Source organism: Microbacterium lushaniae (assembly GCF_008727775.1).
Classification (GTDB): domain Bacteria; phylum Actinomycetota; class Actinomycetes; order Actinomycetales; family Microbacteriaceae; genus Microbacterium; species Microbacterium lushaniae.
On record NZ_CP044232.1, the window covers coordinates 878016 to 903602 of the forward strand.

At 72.4% G+C, this 25587-nt stretch carries 24 protein-coding genes and 1 riboswitch; of the genes, 11 read left to right on the forward strand and 13 right to left on the reverse strand.

Going from position 1 to position 25587, the window contains the following annotated elements; genetic code table 11:
* The first annotated feature begins 4 nt into the window (after positions 1 to 4).
* From F6J85_RS04045 to F6J85_RS04070, 6 genes are read left to right on the forward strand one after another with little or no spacing between them, the layout of a single operon-like run.
* On the forward strand, positions 5 to 1156 hold the full coding sequence (locus tag F6J85_RS04045; RefSeq protein WP_150923937.1) for an ROK family transcriptional regulator: 1152 nt from the start codon (positions 5 to 7) through the stop codon (positions 1154 to 1156).
* Between the two features lie 55 nt (positions 1157 to 1211).
* Entirely contained in the window at positions 1212 to 2444 is a 1233-nt protein-coding gene (locus F6J85_RS04050; protein WP_150923938.1) for an extracellular solute-binding protein, read from the forward strand.
* A 25-nt stretch (positions 2445 to 2469) separates the two neighbouring features.
* On the forward strand, positions 2470 to 3459 hold the full coding sequence (locus tag F6J85_RS04055) for a carbohydrate ABC transporter permease (protein ID WP_150923939.1): 990 nt from the start codon (positions 2470 to 2472) through the stop codon (positions 3457 to 3459).
* Entirely contained in the window at positions 3456 to 4307 is an 852-nt protein-coding gene (locus F6J85_RS04060) for a carbohydrate ABC transporter permease (protein WP_238707053.1), read from the forward strand. Before F6J85_RS04055 ends, F6J85_RS04060 begins: the two co-directional genes overlap by 4 nt.
* Positions 4307 to 5260, forward strand: a complete 954-nt coding sequence (locus tag F6J85_RS17940) for an ROK family protein (RefSeq protein WP_238707054.1) — start codon at positions 4307 to 4309, stop codon at positions 5258 to 5260. The genes F6J85_RS04060 and F6J85_RS17940 overlap by 1 nt, the downstream gene beginning before the upstream one ends.
* Positions 5253 to 6032 (forward strand): glucosamine-6-phosphate deaminase, encoded by a 780-nt coding sequence (locus F6J85_RS04070; protein WP_150923940.1) that lies wholly within the window; start codon positions 5253 to 5255, stop codon positions 6030 to 6032. Before F6J85_RS17940 ends, F6J85_RS04070 begins: the two co-directional genes overlap by 8 nt.
* Positions 6033 to 6054: 22 nt before the next feature.
* Here the strand turns inward: F6J85_RS04070 and F6J85_RS04075 are convergent, their stop codons facing one another.
* The 4 genes from F6J85_RS04075 to F6J85_RS04090 are packed head-to-tail and all read right to left on the reverse strand — an operon-like array spanning position 6055 to position 10540.
* A complete protein-coding gene (locus F6J85_RS04075; RefSeq protein WP_150923941.1) occupies positions 6055 to 7419 on the reverse strand; it encodes an FAD-binding oxidoreductase in 1365 nt (454 codons plus the stop codon).
* Complete coding sequence (locus tag F6J85_RS04080) at positions 7416 to 7802, reverse strand: YrdB family protein (RefSeq protein WP_150922054.1); 387 nt, start codon at positions 7800 to 7802, stop codon at positions 7416 to 7418. The genes F6J85_RS04075 and F6J85_RS04080 overlap by 4 nt, the downstream gene beginning before the upstream one ends.
* Positions 7803 to 7838: 36 nt before the next feature.
* Positions 7839 to 8987, reverse strand: coding sequence for an N-acetylglucosamine-6-phosphate deacetylase (gene nagA / locus F6J85_RS04085; RefSeq protein WP_150923942.1), 1149 nt, complete (start codon positions 8985 to 8987; stop codon positions 7839 to 7841).
* Positions 8984 to 10540 carry a family 20 glycosylhydrolase gene (locus F6J85_RS04090; RefSeq protein WP_150923943.1) on the reverse strand — a complete coding sequence of 519 codons (1557 nt, stop codon included), beginning with the start codon at positions 10538 to 10540 and terminating at the stop codon, positions 8984 to 8986. Before F6J85_RS04090 ends, nagA begins: the two co-directional genes overlap by 4 nt.
* Positions 10541 to 10633: 93 nt before the next feature.
* Positions 10634 to 10719: riboswitch (ZMP/ZTP riboswitch) on the forward strand.
* Positions 10720 to 10758: 39 nt separating this feature from the next.
* Between F6J85_RS04090 and glyA the strand changes: the two genes are divergently transcribed.
* Both glyA and F6J85_RS04100 read left to right on the forward strand, forming a co-directional pair.
* Entirely contained in the window at positions 10759 to 12033 is a 1275-nt protein-coding gene (gene glyA / locus F6J85_RS04095) for a serine hydroxymethyltransferase (RefSeq protein ID WP_150923944.1), read from the forward strand.
* A gap of 180 nt (positions 12034 to 12213) precedes the next feature.
* The gene (locus F6J85_RS04100) at positions 12214 to 13095 is read left to right on the forward strand and encodes a bifunctional methylenetetrahydrofolate dehydrogenase/methenyltetrahydrofolate cyclohydrolase (RefSeq protein ID WP_150923945.1); all 882 of its coding nucleotides are present in this window, start codon (positions 12214 to 12216) and stop codon (positions 13093 to 13095) included.
* Positions 13096 to 13227: 132 nt separating this feature from the next.
* Here F6J85_RS04100 and F6J85_RS04105 read toward each other — a convergent pair whose 3' ends face one another.
* Both F6J85_RS04105 and F6J85_RS04110 read right to left on the reverse strand, forming a co-directional pair.
* On the reverse strand, positions 13228 to 13842 hold the full coding sequence (locus F6J85_RS04105; RefSeq protein WP_150923946.1) for a hypothetical protein: 615 nt from the start codon (positions 13840 to 13842) through the stop codon (positions 13228 to 13230).
* Positions 13843 to 13881: 39 nt separating this feature from the next.
* Positions 13882 to 14679 (reverse strand): transglutaminase-like domain-containing protein, encoded by a 798-nt coding sequence (locus tag F6J85_RS04110; RefSeq protein WP_150923947.1) that lies wholly within the window; start codon positions 14677 to 14679, stop codon positions 13882 to 13884.
* 56 nt (positions 14680 to 14735) lie between these two features.
* Between F6J85_RS04110 and F6J85_RS17645 the strand changes: the two genes are divergently transcribed.
* Both F6J85_RS17645 and F6J85_RS04115 read left to right on the forward strand, forming a co-directional pair.
* Positions 14736 to 14876, forward strand: a complete 141-nt coding sequence (locus tag F6J85_RS17645) for a hypothetical protein (RefSeq protein WP_191906746.1) — start codon at positions 14736 to 14738, stop codon at positions 14874 to 14876.
* A 10-nt stretch (positions 14877 to 14886) separates the two neighbouring features.
* Positions 14887 to 15507 carry a pyridoxine/pyridoxamine 5'-phosphate oxidase gene (locus F6J85_RS04115; protein WP_150923948.1) on the forward strand — a complete coding sequence of 207 codons (621 nt, stop codon included), beginning with the start codon at positions 14887 to 14889 and terminating at the stop codon, positions 15505 to 15507.
* Between the two features lie 7 nt (positions 15508 to 15514).
* Here the strand turns inward: F6J85_RS04115 and F6J85_RS04120 are convergent, their stop codons facing one another.
* The 6 genes from F6J85_RS04120 to F6J85_RS04145 all read right to left on the reverse strand — a co-directional run bounded on the left by F6J85_RS04120 (position 15515) and on the right by F6J85_RS04145 (position 22290).
* Complete coding sequence (locus tag F6J85_RS04120; protein ID WP_150923949.1) at positions 15515 to 16318, reverse strand: HpcH/HpaI aldolase family protein; 804 nt, start codon at positions 16316 to 16318, stop codon at positions 15515 to 15517.
* On the reverse strand, positions 16303 to 17088 hold the full coding sequence (gene hpaH, locus F6J85_RS04125) for a 2-oxo-hept-4-ene-1,7-dioate hydratase (protein ID WP_150923950.1): 786 nt from the start codon (positions 17086 to 17088) through the stop codon (positions 16303 to 16305). The genes F6J85_RS04120 and hpaH overlap by 16 nt, the downstream gene beginning before the upstream one ends.
* A gap of 290 nt (positions 17089 to 17378) precedes the next feature.
* Positions 17379 to 18545, reverse strand: a complete 1167-nt coding sequence (gene hpaD / locus F6J85_RS04130; protein WP_150923951.1) for a 3,4-dihydroxyphenylacetate 2,3-dioxygenase — start codon at positions 18543 to 18545, stop codon at positions 17379 to 17381.
* Positions 18546 to 18571: 26 nt separating this feature from the next.
* Positions 18572 to 20089 (reverse strand): 5-carboxymethyl-2-hydroxymuconate semialdehyde dehydrogenase, encoded by a 1518-nt coding sequence (gene hpaE / locus F6J85_RS04135; RefSeq protein WP_150923952.1) that lies wholly within the window; start codon positions 20087 to 20089, stop codon positions 18572 to 18574.
* Positions 20090 to 20104: 15 nt separating this feature from the next.
* Positions 20105 to 20818, reverse strand: a complete 714-nt coding sequence (locus tag F6J85_RS04140; RefSeq protein ID WP_238707055.1) for a GntR family transcriptional regulator — start codon at positions 20816 to 20818, stop codon at positions 20105 to 20107.
* Positions 20815 to 22290 (reverse strand): fumarylacetoacetate hydrolase family protein, encoded by a 1476-nt coding sequence (locus F6J85_RS04145; protein WP_150923954.1) that lies wholly within the window; start codon positions 22288 to 22290, stop codon positions 20815 to 20817. Before F6J85_RS04145 ends, F6J85_RS04140 begins: the two co-directional genes overlap by 4 nt.
* Positions 22291 to 22413: 123 nt before the next feature.
* Between F6J85_RS04145 and F6J85_RS04150 the strand changes: the two genes are divergently transcribed.
* On the forward strand, positions 22414 to 23805 hold the full coding sequence (locus tag F6J85_RS04150; protein ID WP_150923955.1) for an MFS transporter: 1392 nt from the start codon (positions 22414 to 22416) through the stop codon (positions 23803 to 23805).
* A 22-nt stretch (positions 23806 to 23827) separates the two neighbouring features.
* Here the strand turns inward: F6J85_RS04150 and F6J85_RS04155 are convergent, their stop codons facing one another.
* On the reverse strand, positions 23828 to 25477 hold the full coding sequence (locus F6J85_RS04155) for a thiamine pyrophosphate-binding protein (RefSeq protein WP_150923956.1): 1650 nt from the start codon (positions 25475 to 25477) through the stop codon (positions 23828 to 23830).
* Between the last annotated feature and the right edge of the window lie 110 nt (positions 25478 to 25587).

Here is a 25587-nt window from a genome sequence, read left to right on the forward strand (position 1 = left end):
AAACATGACCTCCTCCAGTGCCACGGTCCGCCCCTTCGGAGCGGGCCGCGCGCTGCGCCCGAGGGCGAAGGTGCTGCCCGAGCAGGCCCGCGCGCACAACCGGTCGCTCGTGCTCCAGACCCTCTTCTCCGACGGCGCCATGTCGCGCGCCGATCTGGCGCGGGAGACCGGGCTCACGCGTGTGACGATCTCCGACCTCGTGGCGGCCCTGATGGCCGAGGGGTTCGTCACCGAGATCGGCATGCGTGAGAGCGTCCGGCCCGGCAAGCCCGGAATGCTCGTGGACGTCGACCGCGCGGGCCACCGCATCGTCGGCATCGACCTCTCCGGCAGCACGGCGATCCTCGGGGCGGTCCTCACCCTCGGCGGAGAGATCGTCGCGCGGCGCGATGTGCCCGTGCCCGGTGCCGGCGCCGATGTCGTCGAGGTCGTGACCGACCTCGCGCGGGAACTGATCGCCGACTCCCATGCCCCCGTCCTCGGGGTGGGCGTGGGCTCGCCCGGCGTCGTGGACGACGCCGGCGTCGTTCTGACCGCTCCCAACTTCGGCTGGCAGCGGGTCGACCTGCAGCAGCGTCTGGCGGGCGAGCTCGGTCTCCCCGTGCTGGTGGCCAACGACGCCAACGCCGCGGTGCTCGCGGAGTACACCTACGGCGCCGCCCACGACGACGTGCTGCTGGTGAAAGTGGGTCGCGGCGTGGGCTCGGGGCTCCTCGCCGGCGGCAGGCCGATGCGGGGCGGCCGCTTCGCCGCCGGGGAGATCGGGCACGTCACGGTCGGGACCGACGGCGGCCCGCTCTGCGTGTGCGGAAAGCTCGGGTGCCTCGAGGCGTGGCTGTCGGTCCCCGCGCTGTCGGCGCGACTGCAGTCCGTCCCCGACTCCGCGCGGGAGGGCGTCCTCCGTGACGCCGGCGAGCGGCTGGGCATCGCGCTCGCGCCGGTGGTGGGCGCGCTCGACCTGTCGGAGATCGTGCTGTCGGGCCCGGTCGAACTTCTCGGCGGTCCCCTCGCCAATGCCGCCGCGGCCACCCTCCGCGCGCGCACGCTCGCGCAGTTCCATGACGGCGTCCGGGTGCGGATGACCGCGCACGGCGATGACATCGTCCTGCGCGGAGCAGCCGTCATGGTGCTCTCCGCACGCCTCGGCGTCTCCTGACCCGCCCCCATCCGACCGCTCCCACCGTGCACCATCAACGACGAAGGAAGGCATCATGAACAGAAAGCTCGCATCCCTTGCACTGGCCGGGGCGTCGGCCCTCGCTCTGGCCGGCTGCGCCGGCGGAGGCAGCGCCGGCGGCGACGGCGCGGAGATCCGCGTATGGCTCGTCGGCACCGACACCCCGCAGGAGGCCAGGGACCACCTCGTGGAGACGTTCGAAGAGGACAACCCGGGCTCCACCCTCGTCATCGAGGAGCAGACGTGGGACGGACTCGTGGACAAACTCACCACGAGCCTTTCCAGCTCCGACAGCCCCGACCTCGTGGAGTTCGGCAACACGCAGGCCCCGGCGTTCACCTCCGTGGGAGCTCTGCTGGACATCTCCGACATCTACGAAGACCTCGGCGGCGATGACCTGCTGCCCGGTTTCGTCGAGGCCGGATCGTACGACGGCGCGTTCTACGCCGCGCCGCTGTACTCCGGGGCGCGCGTCGTCTTCGCCGACCCGGCGTTCGTCGCCGACCCCCCGGCGACCCTGGACGAATACGTCGCCCAGGGCGTGGAGCTGGCCACGGCCAATCCGGGCATGTCCGGCGTGTACTTCGCCGGGCAGGACTGGTACAACGCCCTGCCGTTCATCTGGGAGGCCGGCGGCGAGATCGCGGTGCAGGACGGCGAGGAGTGGGACGCGCAGTTCTCCTCGGCCGAATCCCTCGCCGGGCTCGAGCAGGTGCAGCAGCTGATGACGACCGCGTCGACGGCGCCGAAGGACGGCGACAACGCCGAACCGTGGACCCCGTACTGCGAGGGGACGGCGATCCAGTTCTCCGCCCCCAACTGGGCGCTGGGCCTGGCCAGCGAGTGCGAGACGGACGACCCGCCCGCCGCACCGCTCGTGTACGCCCTCCCGGGGGCGGACGGCGAGGTCGCGCAGGCATTCGCCGGCGGATCGAACATCGGCATCTCGGCGAACTCGGCCAACCCCGAGCTGGCCAAGAGCGCGCTGGAGATCATCCTGAGCGACGAGTTCCAGACCATCTACGGCGAGAACGGCCTCATCCCGGCCAAGCAGTCGCTCGCCTCGACACTGGGCGACAGCCCGGAGGCGCAGGCCTTCACGGCGGCCGCCGCGAACGCCAAGCTCACTCCCGCCTCGCCGAACTGGGCGGAGGTGGAGGCCTCCCGCGTGCTGGAGGACTTCTTCGTCCAGGTCGCACAGGGGGGAGACCTCCCCGCGCTGGCCGAAGCGGTCGACACCAAGATCGAAGACATCCTCAACGGCTGATCCGCGCACGGACATCGGAGCTGCCATGCCACGAGTGCACAGTGCCCCCGCGCCCGCCGTCAGCGGCGTGGACGGTGAGCGGCTGGTCGCCCCCTCGCCCCGCGCCTTCCCCGCCCGACGGCGGAGAAGGCGCGGGGGGTGGACGCCGTACGCGCTGCTGACGCCCGCGCTCATCGTCCTGGCGGCGCTGTCGGCGTGGCCCCTCGTGCAGCTGGTGGTGATGTCGTTCCAGGAGTTCGGGCGCGCCCAGGTGTTCGGCCGGCCGGCGGAGTTCATCGGCGCCGGCAACTACATCGCGGTGCTCACCGATCCGGAGTTCTGGCGCGTGCTGTCGCGCTCGCTGGCGTTCGCCGCCGTGTGCGTGGTCCTCACGATGGTGCTGGGCGTGCTCGTCGCGCTGCTCATGAAGCGGCTCGGCACGGCGCTGCGCACCCTGGTGTCGGTGGGCCTCCTGCTGGCGTGGGCGATGCCGCCGCTGTCGGCCACGATCGTGTGGGGCTGGATCTTCGACACGCAGTACGGCGTGCTCAACCACATCCTCAGCCGCTGGTTCGGTCTCCCGTTCGAGGGACACTCGTGGCTGCTCGCGCCGGAGAGCTTCTTCCTCGTCGCGACGGTCATCATCGTGTGGGGGGCGGTGCCCTTCGTGGCGTTCACCGTCTACGCCGGCCTCACGCAGGTGCCCGACGAGGTGATGGAGGCGGCGCAGCTGGATGGCGCGGGCGCGGCGAAGAGGTTCCTCCTCGTGGTGATGCCGTACCTCCGGCCGCTTCTGACCATCGTCACGATCCTGCAGGTGATCTGGGACCTGCGCGTGTTCACGCAGATCTACTCGCTGCAGTCGATCGGCGGCATCGCCGACCAGACCAACACGCTCGGGGTGTACATCTACCGCGTGTCCCTGGGGTCGGGGGACTTCGGCGTGGGCGGTGCGATCTCGGTGCTCGTGGTGCTGCTGCTGGTGGCGCTGTCGGCGTTCTACGTGCGCCGCACCGTGAAGGAGGAGACGCTGTGAACCCGCGCACCCGCCGGCGCGCCGGGTCTGTGGCGGCGGGCGTCGCGGCGATCGCGGTGTTCGTGGCCTCGGCGTTCCCGGTGTACTGGATGGTCAACACCTCGCTGCAGCCCAACGCGCAGGTGCGCGGCAGCGAGCTGCGGTTCTGGCCCGAGAACGCGACGCTGGAGAACTACGTCGGCGTCATCTTCCGCGCCGACCGTGCGCCCTTCCTGCCCGCCCTCGGCAACTCCCTCGCGGTCACGCTGCTCACGGTGCTGGTGGCGCTCGTGGTCGCCTTCCTCGCAGCGCTCGCCGTCTCCCGGTTCCGTTTCCGCTCGCGCGCGGCCTTCCTCGTGGCGATCCTCATCGTGCAGATGATCCCGGCCGAGGCGATGATCATCTCGATCTTCCGCCTGGTGGACGGGTGGCACCTGCTCAACTCCGTCATCGGCCTGACCGCCGTGTACGTGGCCACGGTGCTCCCGTTCACGATCTGGACCCTGCGGGGATTCGTGCAGGGCATCCCGGTGGAGCTGGAGGAGGCCGGCATGGTCGACGGCCTCAGCCGGGCGCAGGCGTTCTGGCGCGTGACCTTCCCTCTGCTGGCGCCCGGGCTCGTCGCGACGGGGGTGTTCGGGTTCATCCAGGCCTGGAACGAGTTCGTCTTCGCCCTCGTGCTCAATCCGCGGCCCGACGCCATGACGCTGCCGGTGTGGCTGCGCACCTTCCTCGACCCCAACGGCGGTATCAACTGGGCCGAGCTGATGGCGGGATCCACGCTCGTCGCGGTGCCGGTCGTGGTGTTCTTCCTCATCGTGCAGCACCGCATGACCAGCGGCCTGGTCTCCGGGGCGGTCAAAGGCTGATGGCGGCACACGCAGCGGCGGACGCGGAATCCCGCATCCGCATCGGCCTCGACGTGGGCGGGACCAAGACCGACGCCGTCGCGCTCGCCGCCGACGATTCGGTGCTCGCCCGCGTGCGGCGCCCGAGCGGGTGGGGGCCCGATGCGACCGTCCGCGGCATCCTCGGAGCCGTCGCCGAGCTGACGGCGGATCCGCGCGCGGCCGGGCGTGCCGTGGCGTCGGTCGGCATCGGCGTGCCCGGGCAGGTGGATGGGCGCGGCGCGCGCGTCGTGCACGCGGTCAACCTCGGCATCGAGCGGCTCGACCTGGCCGAGCGCATCGAAGGGGCCCTGGGCGTGCCGGTGCGCGTGGAGAACGACGTGAAAGCCGCCGCGGCGGGCGCGTGGCGGCTGCACGGCGGGGAAGGAACGCTGGCGTACGTCAACGTGGGCACCGGGATCGCGGCCGCCCTCGTCGTGGACGGCGCGGTATGGCGCGGCTCCCGCGGGGCAGCCGGCGAGGTGGGACATGTCTCCGTCGACCCGGCCGGCCCGCCGTGCGCATGCGGTCAGCGCGGATGCATCGAAGCACTCGCGGGCGGAGCATCCGTCGCCGCGCGGTGGGGCACAGCGGCGACGCACCCCGTGCGCGCCGTGTTCGACGCGGCGGATGCCGGCGACGAACGGGCCCGCGCCCTCCGCCGTGACGTGGCCGCGGGGATCGCTGCGGCGGTGCGGATTCTCGTGCTGACCACGGATGCCGATACGGTCGTTCTAGGCGGCGGACTCACCGCGCTCGGCCCGCGCCTGACCGACGATGTCGTCGCGGCGCTGCACGACAGCGCCGCGGGGTCCGCGTTCCTGCGCTCGGTGGCGGTGGCCGAACGCCTCCGGGTGCTGCCGGCCGGGTCACCGGCGGCGGCGGTGGGCGCCGCGCTCGTCGGCGCAGAAGAGGAGGTACTCAGCCGTGGCTGAAGTCGTCATCGTTCCCGATCGCCAGGCAGCCGGCGCGCTCGTGGCCGACGAGGTGGCGCGGCTCGTGCGCGCGCGCCCCGACACGGTGCTGGGGGTGGCGACCGGCTCGACCCCCCTGCCGGTGTACGAGGCGCTGCCCGAACGCCTGGCGGGCGCCGACCTCTCCCGCGTGCAGGCGTTCGCCCTCGACGAATACGTCGGCCTGGATCCGCAGCATCCGGAGAGCTACCGCTCGGTGATCCAGCGCGAGGTCGTGGAACCTCTGGGCCTGGACCCGCGGCGCGTGCACGTCCCGGACGGGTCGGCGGAGGGCATCGCGGAGGCGGGGGAGAAGTACGAGCAGGCCATCGCCGCCGCCGGCGGCATCGACCTTCAGCTGCTGGGGATCGGCACCGACGGTCACATCGGCTTCAACGAGCCGGGTTCCTCGTTCGCCTCCCGCACGCGCGTGAAGACCCTCACGCGGCAGACGCGGGAGGACAACGCCCGCTTCTTCGACCGCGTCGAGGACGTGCCGCGGCACTGCATCACGCAGGGACTCGGGACGATCCTGGCGGCGCGCCACCTCGTGCTCCTGGCCTTCGGCGCCGGCAAGGCCGAGGCGGTGGCCGGAGCCGTCGAGGGCCCGGTGACGGCGTCTCTCCCCGCCTCGGCGATCCAGCTGCACCCTCGCGTCACGGTCGTCATCGACGAGGAGGCCGCCGCGGGGCTCCGCTTCGCCGACTACTACCGCGAGACGTACGAGCACAAGCCCGCGTGGCAGGGCCTGTGACGCATCCGCGGCGGGTCCGGGGTCAGGGCGTGAACACCTTGCCGGGGTTGAGGATGCCGGCCGGATCGAACACGCGCGCGATCTGCCGCTGCATCTCCCACTGATCCTCACCGAGCTCGTCCGCGAGCCAGCGGCGCTTGAGCACGCCGACGCCGTGCTCGCCCGTGAGCGTCCCGCCCAGCGCGAGGGCGGCCTGGAACAGCTCGCCCGCGGCCTGCCAGATCTCCTCCGGCACCTCGGGACCGGGGACGACGAAGTTCGGGTGCAGGTTGCCGTCGCCGGCGTGCGCCACGGTGGGGATCGCGACGCCGTAGCGGCGCTCGAGGTCGGCGATCACCTCGAACATCGCCGGCAGCGCGCTGCGGGGCACCGAGACGTCTTCGATCAGCGTCGTGCCCGCCGTCTCCCACGCCGGATGCATCGACCGGCGGATCGACAGGAGGTGAGCGGCCTGCGCCTCGTCGGCGGCGAGGACGACGGCGCCGCCGGATGCCACGAGGGTCGCCGCGATCGCGTCGGCCTCGGCCGTCGCCGCCGGGCCGTCGGTCTGCACGAGCAGCTGCGCGGCGCCGGGCGCGGGGGCGGGCAGGCCCAGGTAGGCGTGCGTGCGGGCGAGGCTCGTCGCATCCATCAGCTCCATGATCGCCGGCTGCACACCCGAGGCCGTCACGGCGGCGGAGGCGACGGCGGCCGTCCGCACGTCGGGGAAGGTCGCCGACAGCGTGCGCACCTCGCCGGGGATGAGGCGGCGCAGCTTCAGCGTCGCGGCGACGACGACACCCAGCACACCCTCCGACCCGATCACGAGGGACGTCAGGTCAAGACCCGTGACGCCCTTGACGCTGCGGTGTCCGAGGCGCAGCAGGCGCCCGTCGGCGAGGACCAGGTCGACGCCGAGGACCGCGTCGCGGACGACGCCGTACTTGGCGCACAGGAGCCCGCCGGCCCCGGTGGCGATGTTGCCCCCGACGGTGGAGATGTCGCGGCTGGCGGGGTCGGGCGCCCACCACAGGCCCTGTTCGGCCAGGACCGCGTTCAGGTCGGCGTTGATGATCCCGGGCTCCACGACGGCGAGCAGGTCGTCGCGTCGCACCTCGAGGATGCGGTCCATTCCGCGCAGCGACAGCGCGATCTCGCCCGCGCCGGTGTTGGCGCCGCCGGCCAGTCCCGTCCCGGCACCGCGGGGGACCACAGGCGTCGCGGTCTCGGAGGCGATCCGCATGACCGCCTGCACGTCGGAGACCGAACCGGCGTGCACGACGGCCAGCGGCAGGCCCTCGGCGGCGTGCCCGGATTTGTCGGCGCGGGCGGCGTGGAGGGCGTCGGGGGACGTGTCGACGCGGTCGCCCAGTTCGGCGACGAGCCGCGCGACGACGTCGGCGCTCACGACAGGCGCCGGCGCCCCGTGACCAGCCCGAACACCACGGCGACGACGCCGTAGCCGAGCCCGATCCACGGCTGCCCCATGCTCCACCACGCGATCGTCGCGGACAGGTACACGAGCAGCTCGACAACGGCGCGGACGAAGGGGTGCACGGCCAGCACGGCACGCGGGGAGACGAACAGCGCCCACACGAGGATGGCCACCACGGGTGCGCCGATCCCGAACACGAGGTTCCACGGGAAGGGCCAGCCGGTGAAGCCCCACAGGGCGAGGGTTCCGAAGGCGATCAGGCCGCACAGGACGGAGATGATCTCCACGACCGAGACGGCGGGCCGGGTGCCCGGTTCGGCCGGGGTTTCGGGGCGCACGTACGGGGTCTCGGTCATGGCCTTCATTCTACGGCGGGCAGCTCACGCGAACGCTCAGCGGACGGGCGCCCCACCCGCCCACACGGCCCGGACGTTCAGGCCGGCATCCAGGAGCACGGCGTCGGCGCGGCCGCCCGGGCGCAGGTGCCCCACCTCGTCGCCGGCGCCGATGGCGCGGGCAGGGGTGGCCGTGACGGCGCGCAGCGCCTCCGGGAGGGGCACTCCGGCGGCCACCGCCACGCGCACGGCGTGGTCCTGCGTGAGGGTCGACCCTGCGATCGCACCGCCGTCGGCCAGACGTGCGACGCCGCCGGTGACGTCGACGGTGAGCCCGCCGAGGGTGTACCTGCCGTCGCCCACCCCGGTGGCGGCCATCGCGTCGCTGACGAGCGCGATCCGCCCCGGCGCCGCCGCGAAGGCGATCCGCACGAGCTCGGGATGCACATGCACGCCGTCGGCGATCAGCTCGATCGTGACGCGGTCATCCGTCAGCGCCGCGCCGGCGGGCCCGGGTGCGCGGTGGTGCAGGCCCGGCATCGCGTTGAACACGTGGGTCAGGATGCGGGCGCCCGCGTCGAACGCGGCCGCCGTCAGCGCCGCATCCGCGCCGGTGTGCCCGATCGCAGCGACCGCACCGGCCGCGGTCAGGTCTCGGATCGCCTCGAAGGCGCCGGGCAGCTCGGGTGCGATCGTGACCTGGCGCACGGTTCCCGCGCCCGCCGTCAGGAGGGCCTCGACGGCGACGGGGGACGCGAGGGCGGCCGGGTCGTGCGCGCCGCGGTGGGCGGGGTCCAGGAACGGACCCTCCAAGTGCGACCCGAGGATGTCGGCGTCGGTGCGCGCGAGCTCGGCGATCATGCGCGTGCGCCGGACGAGGTCGTCCAGGGGAGCGGTCACCAGCGACACCACGGCGCTCGTGGTGCCGTGCCGGCGGTGCAGCGTCCGGGCGGCGCGGATGGCGTCGGGCCCGTCGTCGAACGCGAACCCGCCGCCGCCGTGCCCGTGGATGTCGACGAAACCGGGGGAGAGGATCGCGCCGGGGCCCGCCAGCTCCGCCGCATCCACGACGGTGTCGGCTGCGGCGTCCTGCCAGGAGCGACCCGTGCCGCGCTCGGCGACGCGGCCGCCGGCGAAGCGCACCCACGCGGCATCCGTGCGCGTGCCGCCGTCGAGGAGGGCGGCGGAATGGACGATCGTGCTCATTCGAGGTGCCACGGGATCTCCGTGGACGCGGTGAATCCGATCCCCAGCGCAGCCCACAGCGGCCCGAGCCCGCCCACGCGCTCGCGGAACGAGTCCCATGTGCGTGCGGCGCTCGCCGACGGGGCGGGCGACCACGCGATCTCGGCGGCGGCGGCCAGGCGGGGGAAGACCAGGGCGTCGATGTCGGCCAGGGTGCGCACCGTCTCGGTCCACAGCGGCGCCTCCACGCCGAGGATGTCGCCGGGCTCCACGCCGGGCAGCATCCCCGCCGGCTCCCAGTCGTACGCGCGGCGGACGCTGGTCGGGCCGTCCGCCCACGTCAGGCCCAGCGGGAAGTCGGCGTCGGGCTTCATATCGAGATAGGCGGCGTCGGAGGGGGAGAGGATCACCGCGGCTGCCCGGGCGGCCGTCGTGGAGGGGCTGGGGGTGACGAAACCCCAGTACTGCGCGATGAGGTCGGCCGGCAGCGGCGCGACGGCGCTGGCCTCATGCCACGCGATCGCGGTCTTGCCGGTGGCGGCGATGATCCCCACCGTGCGGGCGATGATCGCGGCGTAGTCGGCCGGATCCGTCCCGAGCGCCTCGTCGCCGCCGAGGTGCAGGTACGGCCCGGGGGTGAGGACGGCGAGCTCGCCGAACACGTCGGCGAGGAAGGCGTCGGTGCGCGCATCGCCGATCCGCAGCGACGAGAAGCCGACCGCGATGCCCGTGTAGGGCTGCCCGGCCACCGGCAGGGGCACGCCGGCCGCCTCGGCGTCGGCCCGCACCTCGTCGGTGATGACGGGGTCGGCGGCGATCTCGGGGTAGGCGAGCCCGACCGCGTGCGTGTGCCCGGGGATGTCGACCTCGGGCACGACCGTGACGTGCCGGGATGCCGCATACGAGAGGATCCGCGCGTAGTCCTCCTGCGTGTAGAAGCCGCCGTCGTCGCCTCCCACCGCCGTGCCGGCCGCGCGCGCGGTGAGCTCGGGGCGGGAGCGCAGCTGCAGGCGCCACCCCTGATCGTCGGTGAGGTGCAGGTGCAGGTGGTTGCACTTGAGCGAGGCCGCCCGATCGATGAACGACATCACCTCCTCGACGCCGAAGAAGTGGCGCGCGACGTCGAGCATCACGCCCCGGTAGGCGAAGCGCGGGGCGTCCTCGATCTCCACCGGGGATAGTACCCACTCGCCCTCATGACGCCGGAGCAGCTGTGCCAGCGTCTGCACGCCGTAGAACAGCCCCGCCGCATCCGCCCCGGTGACGGTGACCGACGCCTCGTCGACGGTGAGGACGTAGGACTCCGGCGGGGTGGCCGGGCGATCGGCGGGACCGGGGGCGTCCGCGGCGACCCCCGCGGCGTCCGCGGCGTCGGCGGCATCCGTGGCGACGCGCAGGCGGATGCTGCCGGATGCCGCGGGCGTCAGCTCCAGGCCCGTGCGGGCCCGTACGAGCCGTGCGAGTTCGGCGGCCGCATCCGGATCTCCGGCGACGCTCGCGCCGGCGAGGGGGAACGGGGTGCCCTCGCGCGGGCGCAGGGCGGCGGGGAACGGCACCACGGTCGGTGTCGGCACGATGCTCCTTCGCGGCCGGCTCGGCGGCCTCGGCTTGCGTCTGACGCCGGTGGCAGTGCGGCGTTTCCCCACTGTATCCCCGAGGCGGTACGCTGGTCTGGTCGCGACTGGCGTTGAGGTGGGGAACCACCGGGGAGCGACCGAACGACGGCATTCGACCGCACGCCTGGGCCGATGTAGGACTTTTCCATTCCGCAGCCGACGTCGAGGAGACTCCCGTGTCCGACCCGTACTTCAACGCCCCCCTTGCCGAAGTCGATCCCGAGATCGCGCAGGTGCTCGAGCGCGAACTCGACCGTCAGCGCGGATATCTCGAGATGATCGCATCCGAGAACTTCGTGCCGGTGTCCGTGCTGCAGTCGCAGGGCTCGGTCCTGACGAACAAGTACGCCGAGGGCTACCCGGGGCGCCGCTACTACGGCGGCTGCGAAGAGGTCGACGTGGCCGAGGAGCTCGCCATCGCCCGGGCCAAGGCGCTGTTCGGCGCCGAGTTCGCCAACGTGCAGCCGCACTCGGGCGCCACCGCCAACGCCGCCGTGCTGCACGCCATCGCCCGCCCCGGCGACACGCTCCTGGGTCTGTCGCTGGATCAGGGCGGTCACCTCACGCACGGCATGAAGATGAACTTCTCCGGCCGGCTGTACAACATCGTGGCGTACGGGGTCGACACCGAGACATCCGTCATCGACATGGACGAGGTGCACCGCCTGGCCGTCGAGCACAAGCCGAAGGTCATCATCGCCGGCTGGTCGGCCTACCCCCGTCAGCTCGACTTCGCCCGGTTCCGTGAGATCGCCGACGAGGTGGGCGCCCTGCTGTGGGTCGACATGGCGCACTTCGCCGGCCTCGTGGCCGCCGGCCTGCACCCGAACCCCGTGCCGCACGCGCACGTGGTGTCCTCGACGGTCCACAAGACGATCGGCGGGCCGCGGTCGGGCTTCATCCTCACCAACGACGCCGACCTGGCGAAGAAGATCAACACCGCCGTCTTCCCTGGCCAGCAGGGCGGGCCGCTCATGCACGTGATCGCGGCGAAGGCGACGGCGTTCAAGCTCGCCGCGACGCCGGAGTTCCGCGAGCGCCAGGAGCGCACCATCCGCGGGGCGGCGATCATCGCCGAGCGCCTGTCGGAGCCGGATGTGTCCGCCGCCGGCATCTCCGTGCGCTCGGGCGGCACGGACGTGCACCTCGTGCTCGTCGACCTCCGCGACGCCCAGATCGACGGCAAGCAGGCCGAAGACCTGCTGCACGAGATCCACATCACGGTCAACCGCAACGCCGTCCCCAACGACCCGCGTCCGCCGATGGTGACCTCGGGTCTGCGCATCGGCACGCCCGCCCTGGCCACGCGCGGCTTCGGCGACGCCGAGTTCACCGAGGTCGCCGACGTGATCGCGCGCGCGCTGCTGCCCGGCGCCGATGTGGCGGCCCTGCGCGAGCGCGTGGCCGCCCTGACGTCCGCGTTCCCGCTGTACCCCGACCTGCACCAGTAACCCGCCCGCCCCGCCCCGCCCCGCCCCGCCCGCCCCCCGACCCGCCCCGCCCGCCCCCCGACCCGCGCCACCCGACCCGCGAGACTGCACGCCACCGGCGAGACCGCGACATGATGTCATGGTCTCGCCGGTGAGATGCAGTCTCGCGGATGACTGCGAACCAATCAGAGAGGATTACGGATGACGGCTGTACGACTGGACGGCAAAGCCGCCGCAGCGCAGATCAAGACCGAACTGGCCGAGCGCGTCGCCGCGCTGAAGGAACGGGGGGTCACCCCCGGCATCGCCACGGTGCTCGTGGGGGCCGACCCCGCCTCGCAGCTGTACGTGGGGATGAAGCACCGCGATTCCGAGGCCATCGGCATGAACTCGATCCAGGTGGAGCTTCCCGCCGAGTCGACGCAGGAGGAGGTCGAGGCCGCGATCGACGCGCTCAACGCCGATCCCGCGTGCCACGGCTACATCGTGCAGCTGCCGCTGCCCAAGCACCTCGACACCGACGCGATCCTCGAGCGCATCGATCCGGCGAAGGACGCCGACGGGCTGCATCCGACCAACCTCGGCCGTCTGGTCCTCAACGTCAACGGCCCGATCACCACGCCGCTGCCGTGCACGCCGCGTGGGGTGATCGAGCTGCTGCAGCGCAACGGCTACGACCTGGCCGGCAAGGACGTCGTCGTCGTCGGCCGCGGCGTCACGATCGGCCGCTCGATCGGGCTGCTGCTCACGCGCCGCGAGATCAACGCCACCGTGACGCTGACCCACACCGGCACCGCCGACCTGTCGCACCACCTCCGCCAGGCCGATGTCATCGTGGCCGCCGCGGGGGTGAAGCACATCGTACGCGCCGAGGACGTCAAGCCCGGAGCCGCCGTGCTCGACGTCGGCGTCACGCGCGAGACCGACCCCGAGACCGGCAAGAGCCGCGTCTACGGCGACGTCGCCCCCGATGTCGCCGAGGTCGCCGGATGGATCTCGCCGAACCCCGGTGGCGTGGGCCCGATGACCGTCGCGCTGCTCATGACCAACGTCGTGGAGGCCGCCGAGCGCGCCGCATCCTGACCGGTCCCGCCCCCGCCGCCTCGGCCCGCGCCGCACCGCCTCCGGCCGCGAGACTGCACGCCACCGACGAGACCGCGACATAAAGCCGCGGTCTCGTCGGTGCGCTGCAGTCTCGCGGAGTGGGGGGCGGGGTCAGAGGCCGTCGAGCATGCGGCGCTGCTCGTCGGTGAGGCCGTCGTCCCGGCGCGGGCGCGGGGCGGATGCGGCGGACCCCGGCGCGGGCGGCGGGGCGAACCCGGGCGCGGGCGGCGGGGCGAACCCGGCGGACCCGGGAGCCGGCGGCACCGATCCGCGCGCGTCGGGGCCGGTCGTGGAGCGGCGCCCGGCGGTGGCGCGGTCGTACAGCTCTGCCGCGCGGGCCTCGATGCGGTCGTCGATGAGGTCGTAGATCGCCCACGCGATCAGCAGGAAGATCGGCGGCACGAACCAGCCGAACACGAACCCGCGCACGTTCACGCCGGTGAACACCACGAGCAGCACCCAGATGATCGCGGCGACGCCCAGCACGACGACGTACTGCACGAGCTTCTCAGCCAGCCACGACCGCTGCGCGGCCGACCGCGCCGCCATCGATCGGAACCAGCGGTGGATCAGCGGCTTCAGCCAGATCGTCGCGGCCGCGAGCACCGCGCCCGCCCACAGCGCCGCCAGGCCGACGCGCACGCCGGGCACGAGTGCGCCGATGGCCAGCAGCACGACGACGTCGAACACGTACAGCGAAGCGAAGCGGATGATCCAGGCCCTCATACCTCCAGCCTGACACAGGATGCGGCGGGGCGTACCGGGTCAGGTGAGCTGCACCAGCTGCGTCACATCGTCGTCGGGCAGGGCATCCACCACCGCGGTGACGGTGATGTCGGTGAGGGTCGCGCGGCCGCCGACGATCGTGAGGAACGCGGTGTCGGCCGCGTCCCGTCCCGTCGCGATCCGGACGAGCGACGAGCGCGGCGCGAGGGTCGTGGCATCCACGACGTGCCACGCGTCGTCGACCCACGCCTCGGCGACGGCGTGGAAGTCCATCGGCGCGAGGCCGGGCGCGTAGACCGACACCACGCGGGCGGGGATGTCGCGGGCGCGCAGCAGGGCGACGCACAGATGGGCGAAGTCGCGGCACACTCCGCGACGGTTCAGCAGCGTCCGCACCGCGCCGTCGGTGGGCAGACTCGCGCCCGACACGTAGGCGAGCTCGGTCCCCACCCACGACGACACCGCCGCGAGCAGTTCCCGGCGGTCGCGGATGCGGGAGAACTCGGCCCACGCGGTGGGGCCCAGGGCGTCGGACTCGGCGTAGCGGCTGGGCCGCGTGTACACGAGCAGGTCGGTGGGGCTGGTCGGCAGATCGCCGGCGGGCTCGTCCACGCGGGCGGTGTACGACACCTCGAGTCGCCCGGTGCCGCAGCGCACGCGGTGCAGGCGCGTGCCGTGCGCGTCGGGCAGTTCCGCCACGTCGACCTCCGCGCCATCCAATGACGCGACGAGCCGCTCGGTGACCGACGGGTAGACGGACGAGACGGCGATCGCGAACACGAGGTCGGCGGATTCGGTCACGTCCAAGACGATGGTGCTGGCGACATCCCGCTGCATCATGCCAGCGTGGCACGGATCGGGTTCGGTCGGCGCCGTTCTGGTAGGAACGGAGCATGCTGACCCTGCGCGGCGCCGACCGGATCGTCATCGACGCCCGCACGGAGCGTGACGGTGACCTCGCCCCGGACGGGCGCGTCCGCGTCGCGTTCGTCGCCGACGCGCTCGCCGAGATCGACGGATTCGTGTTCGGGTAGAAAGAGGACCATGCCACCGACCACCGACGCTCCCACCGATCCCGCTCTCGAGCCGGTGCTGGGCGACATCCCCGCCGCCGACCCCGGCCTGCTCGCGGCATCCTGGCTTCCCGCGCTCACCGACGAGCCGATGCGGATGACGCTCTCCACGATCGACGCCCACGGGTATCCCCGTGCGCGCACGCTGCTGCTGAGCGAATTCGACGGCGAGCGCTTCTTCTTCCACACCGACGCGCGCAGCCGCAAGGTGGCCGACCTCGCGGCCGATCCGCGCGTCGCGCTCACGATCCTGTGGCCGGATCTCTCGCGCCAGCTCGTCGTGCAGGGGACGGCTGCGCCGGCACCGGCCGACGAGTGCGCCGAGGTGTATCGCCGGCGCTCGCCGTACCTGCAGCAGCTGGCGTGGCTGAACACCGCGGGGTACGCGCAGCTGCCGCTGGCCGAACGGGAGGCCCGCTGGGCGCGATTCCGCGCCGAGACCCCGGCGCCGCCGCAGCCGCCGGAATGGGTCGGCTTCGGCGTGCGGCCCCATCGCATGCTGTTCTGGGCGGCGCATCCGGAAGCCGCCGGCCGGCGGGTGGAGTACGTGCGCAACGAGGACGGCTGGCGCGTGTCCTACCTGCCGGGGTGACGCGGCGTCAGTAGCCGGCGCGCCCGGCGTCGTCGGCTGTGGGCACCCATCGGGCGGCGAGGGCCTCGGACCCGCGGGCCAGCAGGGCGACGTCGGCACCCACCAGCACGAAGGCGGCTCCCGCGTCGAGGTAGGCCTGCGCGGCGGCGGGGTCGAACGCATTGACGCCGACCGGCTTGCCGGCGCCGCGCACCGCGTCGAACGCGCGGTGGACGGCGGCCACGACGTCGGGGTGGGTCTGCTGGCCGAGCAGCCCCATCGAGGCGGCGAGGTCGCTCGGGCCGACGAACACGCCGTCGACGCCGTCGACCGCGGCGATCTCGGCCGCGGCGGCGACCCCCTCGACGTTCTCGACCTGGACGAACAGCGACACGTGCTCGTCACCGTGGGCGAGGTAGCCGTCGACGCGGTTCCAGCGGCCGGAGCGGGCGAGCGCCGAGCCCACGCCGCGCACCCCGCGCGGCGGGTACCGCACCGCCGCGACGAGGTCGCGCGCCTGTTCGGCCGACGACACCATGGGCACGAGGATGTTCTGCGCCCCGACGTCGAGCACCTGCTTGAGGGTCACGACATCGCCGATCGGCACGCGGACCATGGGGGTGGACGGGTACGCTGCCACCGCCTGCAGCTGCGCCAGCACGCCCTCCAGGGCGTTGGGGGAGTGCTCCATGTCGATGAGGAGCCAGTCCAGCCCGCCGCCCGCGCAGATCTCGGCCACGAGGGGGCTGCCCGAGCACACCCACATGCCGGCGAGCGGCCGGTCGGCGGCGGCGAGGGCGTCGCGGAAGGTGGGGGTCAGATGAAGCGGCATGCGATGGTTCCCATCGGTCCGTAGTCGGCCAGGACGGTGTCGCCGGGGTGCACCCACATGGGCCGCGTGAACGAACCGGCGAGGATGACCTCTCCCGCCTCCAGCCGGTCGCCGTGCTGGGCGAGCTTGTTCGCGAGCCACGCGACGCCGGCGGCGGGGTGGTTCAGCACCGCGGCGGCGACCCCGCTCTCCTCGATCGTCTCGTTGCGGTACAGCAGCGCCGACACCCAGCGCAGGTCCACCGCATCCGGTGCCATGGGGTTGCCGCCGAGGACCATGCCGCCGTACGCGGCGTTGTCGGCGATGGTGTCGACGATCGTACGGCCCTCGAGCTCGATGTGCGAGTTGAGCACCTCGAGGGCGGGGACGACGTACTCGGTGGCGCGCAGCACGTCGAAGAGCGTGCACGCGGGGCCTTCCAGCGGATGCTTCAGCACGAACGCGAGCTCCACCTCGATGCGCACGTTGGAGTAGTCCGCGTGCCGGAGCACCGAGCCGTTCTCCCACACGGTGTCGTCGAACATGACGCCGTAGTCGGGCTCGCTGATGCCGGTGGCCGCCTGCATGACCTTGGAGGTCAGGCCGATCTTGCGCCCGACCAGGCGCCGGCCCTCGGCCACGCGTGCGTCCCGCCACATCCGCTGGATGGCGTAGGAGTCCTCCACCGTCGCATCCGGATACCGGGCGGTGATGCGCGGGATGACGCCGTGCGTGCGGTCGGCCTCGGCCAGCTCCGCCGCGATCGCGGCGATGGTCTCTGCGTCGAGCATGGGGGTCTCCTTCGTTGTCAGACTAGCGAGCCGCCGATTCCCGAACTCCTCAATATCCGAGCCGAACCGGCCCGAATCGGGGCGCCAGTCCCCGGCTGGACGGATTCTTGAGGAGTTCGGGATGGGGAGGCGGCTCCGGCGGCGGGGAACCCGGGTAGGCCGCCCACGTCCCGAACTCCTCAATTCCGGGGCCGGATCCGGCCGGAAGCCGCTGTTCGGCCCCGGAACGGGCCGATCTTGAGGAGTTCGGGATGGGGAGGCGGCCACAGGGTGGGCAGCCGCCGGGCGGATTACAGCTGGTGGCCGAGCTTGTACTCGCCCTGCTTGTACTCCGGCATCGACTCCTCGCCCTCGTCGCGGCGCGTGTAGGAGAACCCGTCGGCGCCGATGGTCACCGCCATCTCCGACGTGTCGGTGCGGGCGACGACCTCCTTCGGGTTGCCGTCGAGGTCGAGCACGAGGGATGCCTCGGTGTACCACGACGGCACCACGGGGTTGCCCCACCAGTCGCGGCGCTGGTTGTCGTGCACGTCCCACGTGATGACGGGGTTGTCGGGGTCGCCGGTGTAGTAGTCCTGCGTGTAGATCTCCACGCGGTGCCCGTCGGGGTCGCGCAGGTACAGGTAGAACGCGTTGGAGACGCCGTGACGGCCGGGGCCGCGCTCGATCGCGTCGGAGCGGCGGAGGGCCCCGAGCTTGTCGCAGATGGCGAGGATGTTGTGCTTCTCGTGCGTGGCGAATGCGACGTGGTGCATGCGCGGGCCATCGCCCCCGGTCATCGCGGTGTCGTGCACGGTGGGCTTGCGGCGCATCCACGCGGCGTAGACGGTGCCGGATTCGTCCTGGATGTCTTCGGTGACGCGGAAGCCCAGGTCCTGCATGAACTTCACCGCGCGCGGGACGTCGGGGGTGACCTGGTTGAAGTGGTCCAGTCGCACGAGCTCGCCGGGGATGTGCAGGTCGTACCGCCACGCGAGGCGCTCGACGTGATCGGTCTGGTAGAAGAACTCGTACGGGAAGCCGAGCGGGTCCTCCACGCGCACCGAGTCGCCGATGCCCTTGGTGAAGCCGCCTTCGCGCCGCTCGACGCGGCACCCGAGCTCGGAGTAGAACGCCACCGCCCGATCGAGGTCCTCCGGCGTGCGCACGCGGTAGGAGAACGCCGCGACGGCGGCCACCGGCCCCTGGCGCAGCACGAGGTTGTGGTGGATGAACTCCTCCGTCGACCGCAGGTAGATGGCCTCGCCGTCCTCCTCCGTGACGTACAGGCCCAGCACGTCGACGTAGAACTGCCGCGACGCGGCCAGATCGGTCACGACGAGCTCCATGTACGCGCAGCGCAGGATGTCGGGCGCGGGCACCGTGGGGGTCGGGATCGGGTTGTCGGTGGCGATGGGCGCCTCCTGCGACACGTAGAAGCCGGAGGAGGTGAGGGTCATATCGTCGCGGTGGGACATGTCGCTTCCTTGCGGATCGGTGGGGGTCAGTGGGATGCGGCGGCGTCGGCTTTGCCGAAGGTGGGGTTGTGCACCTTGCCGAGGGTGATGTGCACGGCCTGCTGATCGGTGTAGAAGTCGATCGAGCGGTAGCCGCCCTCGTGGCCGAGGCCGGAGGCCTTCACGCCGCCGAAGGGCGTGCGGAGGTCACGCACGTTGTTGGAGTTCAGCCACACCATTCCCGCCTCGATCGCCTGCGCGAAGTTGTGCGCGCGCTTGAGGTCGTTGGTCCACACGTACGCGGCCAGGCCGTACCTGACGCCGTTGGCGAGGGCGAGGGCCTCCTCGTCGGTGTCGAACGGCGTGATCGCCACGACCGGGCCGAAGATCTCCTCCTGGAAGATGCGGGCGTCCGGTGCCACATCGGCGAACACCGTCGGGGCGACGTAGTTGCCCGTGGGGAACCCTTCCGGGCGACCGCCGCCGGCGACCAGGCGCGCCTCGGCCTTGCCGATCTCGATGTAGCTCATCACCTTGTCGTAGTGCTCGGGGTGCACGAGCGCGCCGACCTCGGTCTTCGGGTCCTGCGGGTCGCCGACGACCACGCGCTCCGCCTGCGCGGCGTAGCGCTCCACGAACTCGTCGTAGACCTCCCGCTGCACCAGGATGCGGCTGCCGGCGGTGCAGCGCTCGCCGTTGAGGGAGAACACCCCGAAGATCGTCGCGTCGATCGCGGCCTCCAGATCCGCGTCGGCGAACACGATCGCGGGGCTCTTGCCGCCCAGCTCCATCGACAGGCCCTTGAGGTGGGGCGCGGCGTTGGCGAAGATGATCTGCCCCGTGCGGCTCTCGCCCGTGAAGGAGATCAGCGGCACGTCGGGGTGCTTCACCAGGGCGTCGCCGGCGTCTTCGCCGAGGCCGTTGACGAGGTTGAACACGCCCTGCGGCAGGCCCGCCTCCTCGAAGATCCCCGCCCACAGCGAGGCGGACAGCGGTGTGAACTCGGCGGGCTTGAGTACGACGGTGTTGCCGGTGGCCAGGGCCGGGCCGAGCTTCCAGGACTCGAGCATGAAGGGCGTGTTCCACGGCGTGATGAGGCCGGCCACGCCGATGGGCTTGCGGTTGACGTAGTTCATCTGGCGCCCCGGCACCTTGAACGCGTCATCGGTCTGGGCCACGATCAGGTCGGCGAAGAAGCGGAAGTTCTCCGCCGCGCGCCGTGCCTGCCCGAGGGCCTGCGTGATCGGCAGGCCCGAATCGAACGACTCCAGTTCGGCCAGGCGCGCGTCGCGCGACTCGACGAGGTCGGCGATGCGATGCAGGATGCGGGCGCGTTCGCGCGGCAGCATCCGCGGCCACGGCCCGTCGGTGAACGCGCGGCGCGCGGCGGCGACGGCGAGGTCGACGTCGGCCTTCGTGCCGGCCGCTGCCTGCAGATAGGTTTCGTTGGTCACCGGGTCGAGCACGTCGAACGTGCCGCCCTCGACGGAGTCGACGAACTGGCCGTCGATGTAGTGCTGGATGCGCGTGGGCAGGTCGGCGGGGATGTGGCGCGGGTCGGTCATGGTGTGTGCTCCTGTTCAGGACGTCGGGAGGCCCAGGGCCTCGCCGGGGTGCTCGTGGGTCAGATAGGCGTCGAGGGTGGCCGAGCGGTGCCGGCGCGAGGCGTGCTCGATGTCGGCGAGGGGTGCTCCCGCCTCGATGAGGGCGAGGATGTTCTCGTGCTCGCGCACCGACTCGGCGGCGCGGCCGGGCACGAAGCTGAAGGTGGACTCGCGCAGGTGCCCGAGGCGGGCCCACTCGGCTCGGACCAGCTCGAGCATGCGCGGGTTCGCGCACCGCTCGAACAGCGTCGCGTGGAACTCCTGGTTCAGGCTCGTGAACGCGCGCGGGTCGAAGTTCTCGAGGGTCTGGATCATCTGTTCGTTGATGGCGCGCGCGCGGCGGACGTCGTCGACCGTCAGCGCGCGGGCAGCCAGTGCCGTGGCCGCCCCCTCCAGGATGCCGAGGGCCTGCATGCTGAAGCGGTACTGCGAGTCGTCGACCATCGACACGCGTGCGCCGACGTTGCGCTCGAAGGTGACCAGGCCCTCCGCCTCGAGCTGGCGGATCGCCTCGCGCACGGGCACGACGCTCATGTCCAGCTCGGCGGCGATCGCCCCGAGGACCAGGCGGTACCCGGCGGTGAACTGCTGCCCGGTGATCCGCTCCTTGATCCAGGCGTAGGCCTGCTGGGATTTGCTGCGGGACGTGTCCGGAGCCTGGTCGGGCGCGTGCGCCTGTCGGAGGGTCACCGCTCGCCCCGCTCCGCGTCGTAGCGCGCGCGCCATTCGGCGTTCATCGGGAACAGGCCGTCGACGGGATGCCCCGCCTTCACCTGAGCGGCGACCCAGGCGTCCTCCTCCTCCTGCGCGAGGGCGGCGTCCGCGACCTCCTCGGCGAGGGCCGGCGGGATGACGATGACGCCGTCGCCGTCGCCGACGATGATGTCGCCGGGTTCGATCGTGGTGCCGCCGCATCCGATCGCCACGTCCACATCCCACGGTACGTGCCTGCGCCCGAGGACGGCGGGGTGGGCGCCGCGGGAGAAGACGGGCAGGCCGATCTCGGCGACGGCGTCGTAATCGCGCACGCCGCCGTCGGTGACGATGCCTGCGGCTCCGCGGGCCTGGGCGCGCAGCGCCAGGATGTCGCCGAGGGTGCCCGAGCCGGTCTCGCCGCGGGCCTCGATGACGATGACCTCGCCCTCGCCGACGGAGTCGAATGCGCGCTTCTGCGCGTTGTACCCGCCGCCGCGGGCGGCGAACAGGTCTTCGCGGCCGGGGACGAACCGCAGCGTGCGGGCCGTGCCGACGAGCTTGGTGCCGGGATGCATCGGACGCACGCCGTCGATCGTGACGTTGTTCAGCCCGCGCTTGCGCAGCTGCGCCGACAGGCCGGCCACGGGTATCTGGCGGAGCTTGTCGCGGAGCTCGGGGGAGAGGGCGGCCGGCTCGGGGGCGGGCAGGCCGGCGGCCTCGCGCGAGCCCCACGCCTCGGCGCGCTGGGTGTCGTCGACGGCGGGGAGGGAGCCCAGCGACGCGTCGAACGCGTGTGTGCCCTGCACGACGGTGGTCTCCAGGCGCCCGGTCGAGGCGTCGCCGGCGCTGACTTCCACTTCGACGCGGTCGCCGGGGACGACGACGCTGGAGCCGGCGGGCGTGCCGGTGAGGATGACATCGCCGGTCTCGAGGGTGAAGTGCTGCGAGAGGTCGGCGACCATCTGGGGGAGGGAGAAGATGAGCCCGGCTGTGGTGTCGTCCTGCACGAGGTCGCCGTTGACCCATGTGCGCAGGCGCAGCCCCGCGGGGTCGACCTCGCGGGCGTCCAGCAGCGCGGGCCCGATGGGGGTGTAGCCGTCGCCGCCCTTGGAGCGGACGTTGGAGCCCTTGTCGTTCGCGCGCAGGTCGTACAGGCCGAAGTCGTTGGCCGCCGTGACGGCCGCGACGTGGTCCCACGCCCGATCGGCGCCGACGCGGCGGGCGGGCTCGCCGATGATGAGGGCGATCTCGCCTTCGAAGGCGAGCAGCTCGGTGCCGTGCGGACGCTCGATGCTCGCGCCGGTGAGGGCGAGGGAGCTGGCGGGCTTGAAGAAGTAGGAGGGGTGTGCGGGTCGGCGTCCTCGCTGGTCGGCCCGGGATGCGTAGGCCAGGTGCACCGCGATGATCTTGCCGGGGCGGCGGGTCAGGGCGGGGATGCGGGGATCGTGCGGTTCCGTCGGGGTCATCCGAGCTCCTTCGCTCTTTTGCGTCGTATCTCAAATCGTATATTATTCATCGCGGGCGGGCAAGACGCCGCCTCCGCGACACAGACGTCTTCCCCCGACAGCGGCGTCCGAAGGAGTTCCGACATGAGCAGACCCATCCCCACCGGTCCGGAGGGCTTCACCCCCACCGGGACGATCTCCAGCTCCACCGATCGGCGGCGCGTGGTGTTCGCCACGGTCGTGGGGACCACGGTGGAGTGGTACGACTTCTTCCTGTACGCCTCCGCCGCCGGCCTCGTCTTCGGACAGCTGTTCTTCGCTCCCGCCGGCGAGGGCTTCGCGCAGATCCTGTCGTTCATCACGGTGGGCATCAGCTTCCTGTTCCGCCCGCTCGGTGCGTTCCTGGCCGGTCACCTGGGCGACACGTACGGCCGCCGTCTCGTGCTCATGCTCACGCTCATCCTGATGGGCGTGGCCACGACCCTCGTCGGGCTGCTGCCGACGTACCAGGCCATCGGGATCGCCGCACCGATCCTCCTCATCGTGCTGCGCATCCTGCAGGGCATCTCCGCCGGCGGCGAGTGGGGCGGCGCCGTGCTGATGGCCGTCGAGCACGCCCCCAAGACGCGGCGCAGCCTCTTCGGCGCCTCCCCTCAGCTGGGCGTGCCGCTCGGGCTCCTGCTGGCCAGCGGCATGCTCGGTCTCATGGCCGTGATCGCCCCCGGTGACGCGTTCCTGGAGTGGGGCTGGCGCATCCCGTTCCTGCTGTCGTTCGTGCTGATCCTGATCGGCCACTACGTGCGCCGCCGAGTGGAGGAGAGCCCGGTGTTCCTGGAGCTCGCCGACCGCAAGGAGCAGACGCGCATGCCCATCGTGCAGCTGTTCCGCAAGCACGCGCTGCTGGTGATCATCGCGGCGTTCGTCTTCGCCGGCAACAACGCCGTGGGGTACATGACCACGGGCGGATACATCCAGCGCTACGCCACCGATCCGGCCGGCCCCGTGGGCCTGCCCACGGCAGAGGTGCTCGGTGCCGTCACGATCTCGGCGGTGTCGTGGCTCGTGTTCACGTGGATCGCCGGCTGGGCCGGTGACCGGCTCGGTCGCCGCAACACCTACATCATCGGATGGATCGCGCAGCTGGTGGGTGTGGTCCTGCTGTTCCCGCTCGTGAACACCGGCAGCATCGGGATGCTGACCCTGGGCCTGGTCGTGCTCACGGCCGGCCTCGGCTTCACGTACGGGCCGCAGGCGGCGCTGTACGCCGAGCTCTTCCCCGCATCCATCCGGTTCTCCGGCGTGTCGATCTCCTACGCGCTGGGCGCGATCCTCGGCGGGGCCTTCGCGCCCACGATCGCCCAGGCCCTCGTGCAGCAGACCGGATCGACCGACTCGGTCACGTGGTACCTCGCCGGGATGACCGTGCTGGGGCTGCTCGCGACCCTGCTCCTGCGCGACCGCAGCGGCATCCCGCTGGGGCCCGACCACGAGGAGCTGCAGGCCCGCAGCCCGATCTACGGCGCGTCCAAGGCCTGACCCGGCGATCGTTCGGCCGGGGTCAGCCCGCGTGGGCGATCTCCTGCCAGAACGGGGCGATCACCGCGCCGCTGACGCGGAGGTCGAGGAGGAGGAACGGGCGCTCCTCGGCCGACCGGGCCGTCCACTCGGCCACCGCATCCAGGTCGGCCACGGTGCGCACCACGACCCCCTCCGCGCCGAAGCCGCGCGCGACGGCGGCGAAGTTGACCTCGGGGATGAGCATCGGATCGAGCGCGAGACCCTTCACGCCGTAGTTGTTGACCTCGGCGCCGTACTGCGCGTCGTTCCACACCACCGCGATGCCCCGGCCCCCGGCCACCCGCACGGCGGTCTCGAGGTCGGCGAGGGCCATGAGGCCGCCGCCGTCGCCGGTGGTGAGGACGATCGTGGACTCGGGGCGCGCGACGGCGGCGCCGGGGACGCTGGGGAAGCCGAGCCCGATCGACTGATAGGCCGTCCCGACCATGATCATGCGGTCGGGGGATGCCACGGGCCAGTACATGTTCGACCAGCCCAGGAAGTGCCCGCCGTCCGAGACGATCACGCGGTCTTCGGGCAGCAGCTCGGCCAGGCGCTGCGCCGCGGACCGCGGATCCATGCGGCCGTCCGGGCCGGTCCCCGCTCCCGGCTCCTGCTGCCGCACCGCTGCCACGTCGACGCTGTGACGCCAGTCCGAGGGGCGGGCACCGCGCGCGCGGAATCGGCGGAGGATCTCGCCGGCGACCTCGGCGGCATCGCCGCGGACGTAGCCGCCGACATGCGGATGCGTCGCGGTGGGCGCAACGTCCACCTGGAAGACGCGCGCCCCGGGCGCGAAGAGCTCGCCGAAGCGCATCGTGAACTGGTTCAGCGCGGCGCCGAACACCACCGCCACATCGGCCTCCCGCACGAGCGCCATCGCGCCGGGCGCGCCGAAGCCGCCCGCGACGCCGAGGTCGAAGCGCGCGTCCGGGAACAGGCCCCGCCCGAGTGCAGAGGTCGCGGTGAGCGCCCCCGTCGCCTCGGCCAGGTCGCCGAGTGTCGCCCCGGCGCCGGCCAGCCAGGCGCCGCGGCCGCCGAGGAGCACGGGCCGACGGGCGTCGGCGAGCGCCTCGACGATCCCGTCGAGGACGGCGTCGGCGAAGGCGGTGCGCGCGGGCATCTGCGGCACGGGCACCGGGTCGGCGGTGGCCGGGACGGGGCCGGCATCGCGCGTGGCGAGGTCGTAGGGGATCGCCAGGACGACCGGGACGCGATACGTGTGGGCGTGTTCGACCGCGATCGCGACGGTGGCCGCGGCATCCTGGTGTCCGACCGTGTACGTGCGGGCGCCGACGCCGTCGGCCAGGGCGATCTGGTCCACGCCCCACGGCCGCGGGCCCGAGGTCGGCTCGTCTCCGACGAGGAGCACGAGGGGGGTGCGGGCCTGCACGGCCTCGGCCAGTGCCGTGAGGGTGTTGGTGAAGCCGGCGCCGTAGGTCGCGGTGGCCGCGGCGATCCGCCCCGACGCGCGGAAGTACGCATCCGCCGCCGCGACCCCCGCCGCCTCGTGCCGCACGGCGACGAAACGGGCCGCGGTGTCGCGCTCGAGAGCGTCGAGGAAGTAGGCGTTGCCGTTTCCCATCACGCCGAACACGGTGTCGAGGCAGCGGGAGAGGGTGGTGGCGACGTGGGCGGAGACGGAGGGCATGGCGAAGCCTTTCGAGACGGGGACGGGGGAGGGCCGTATGTGTCTCGCGCGCTCGGCGGGAGCGGCTGCGTGCCCCTTTTCCGGGCACCGGCGCGGGGGGAGTCGCCGGA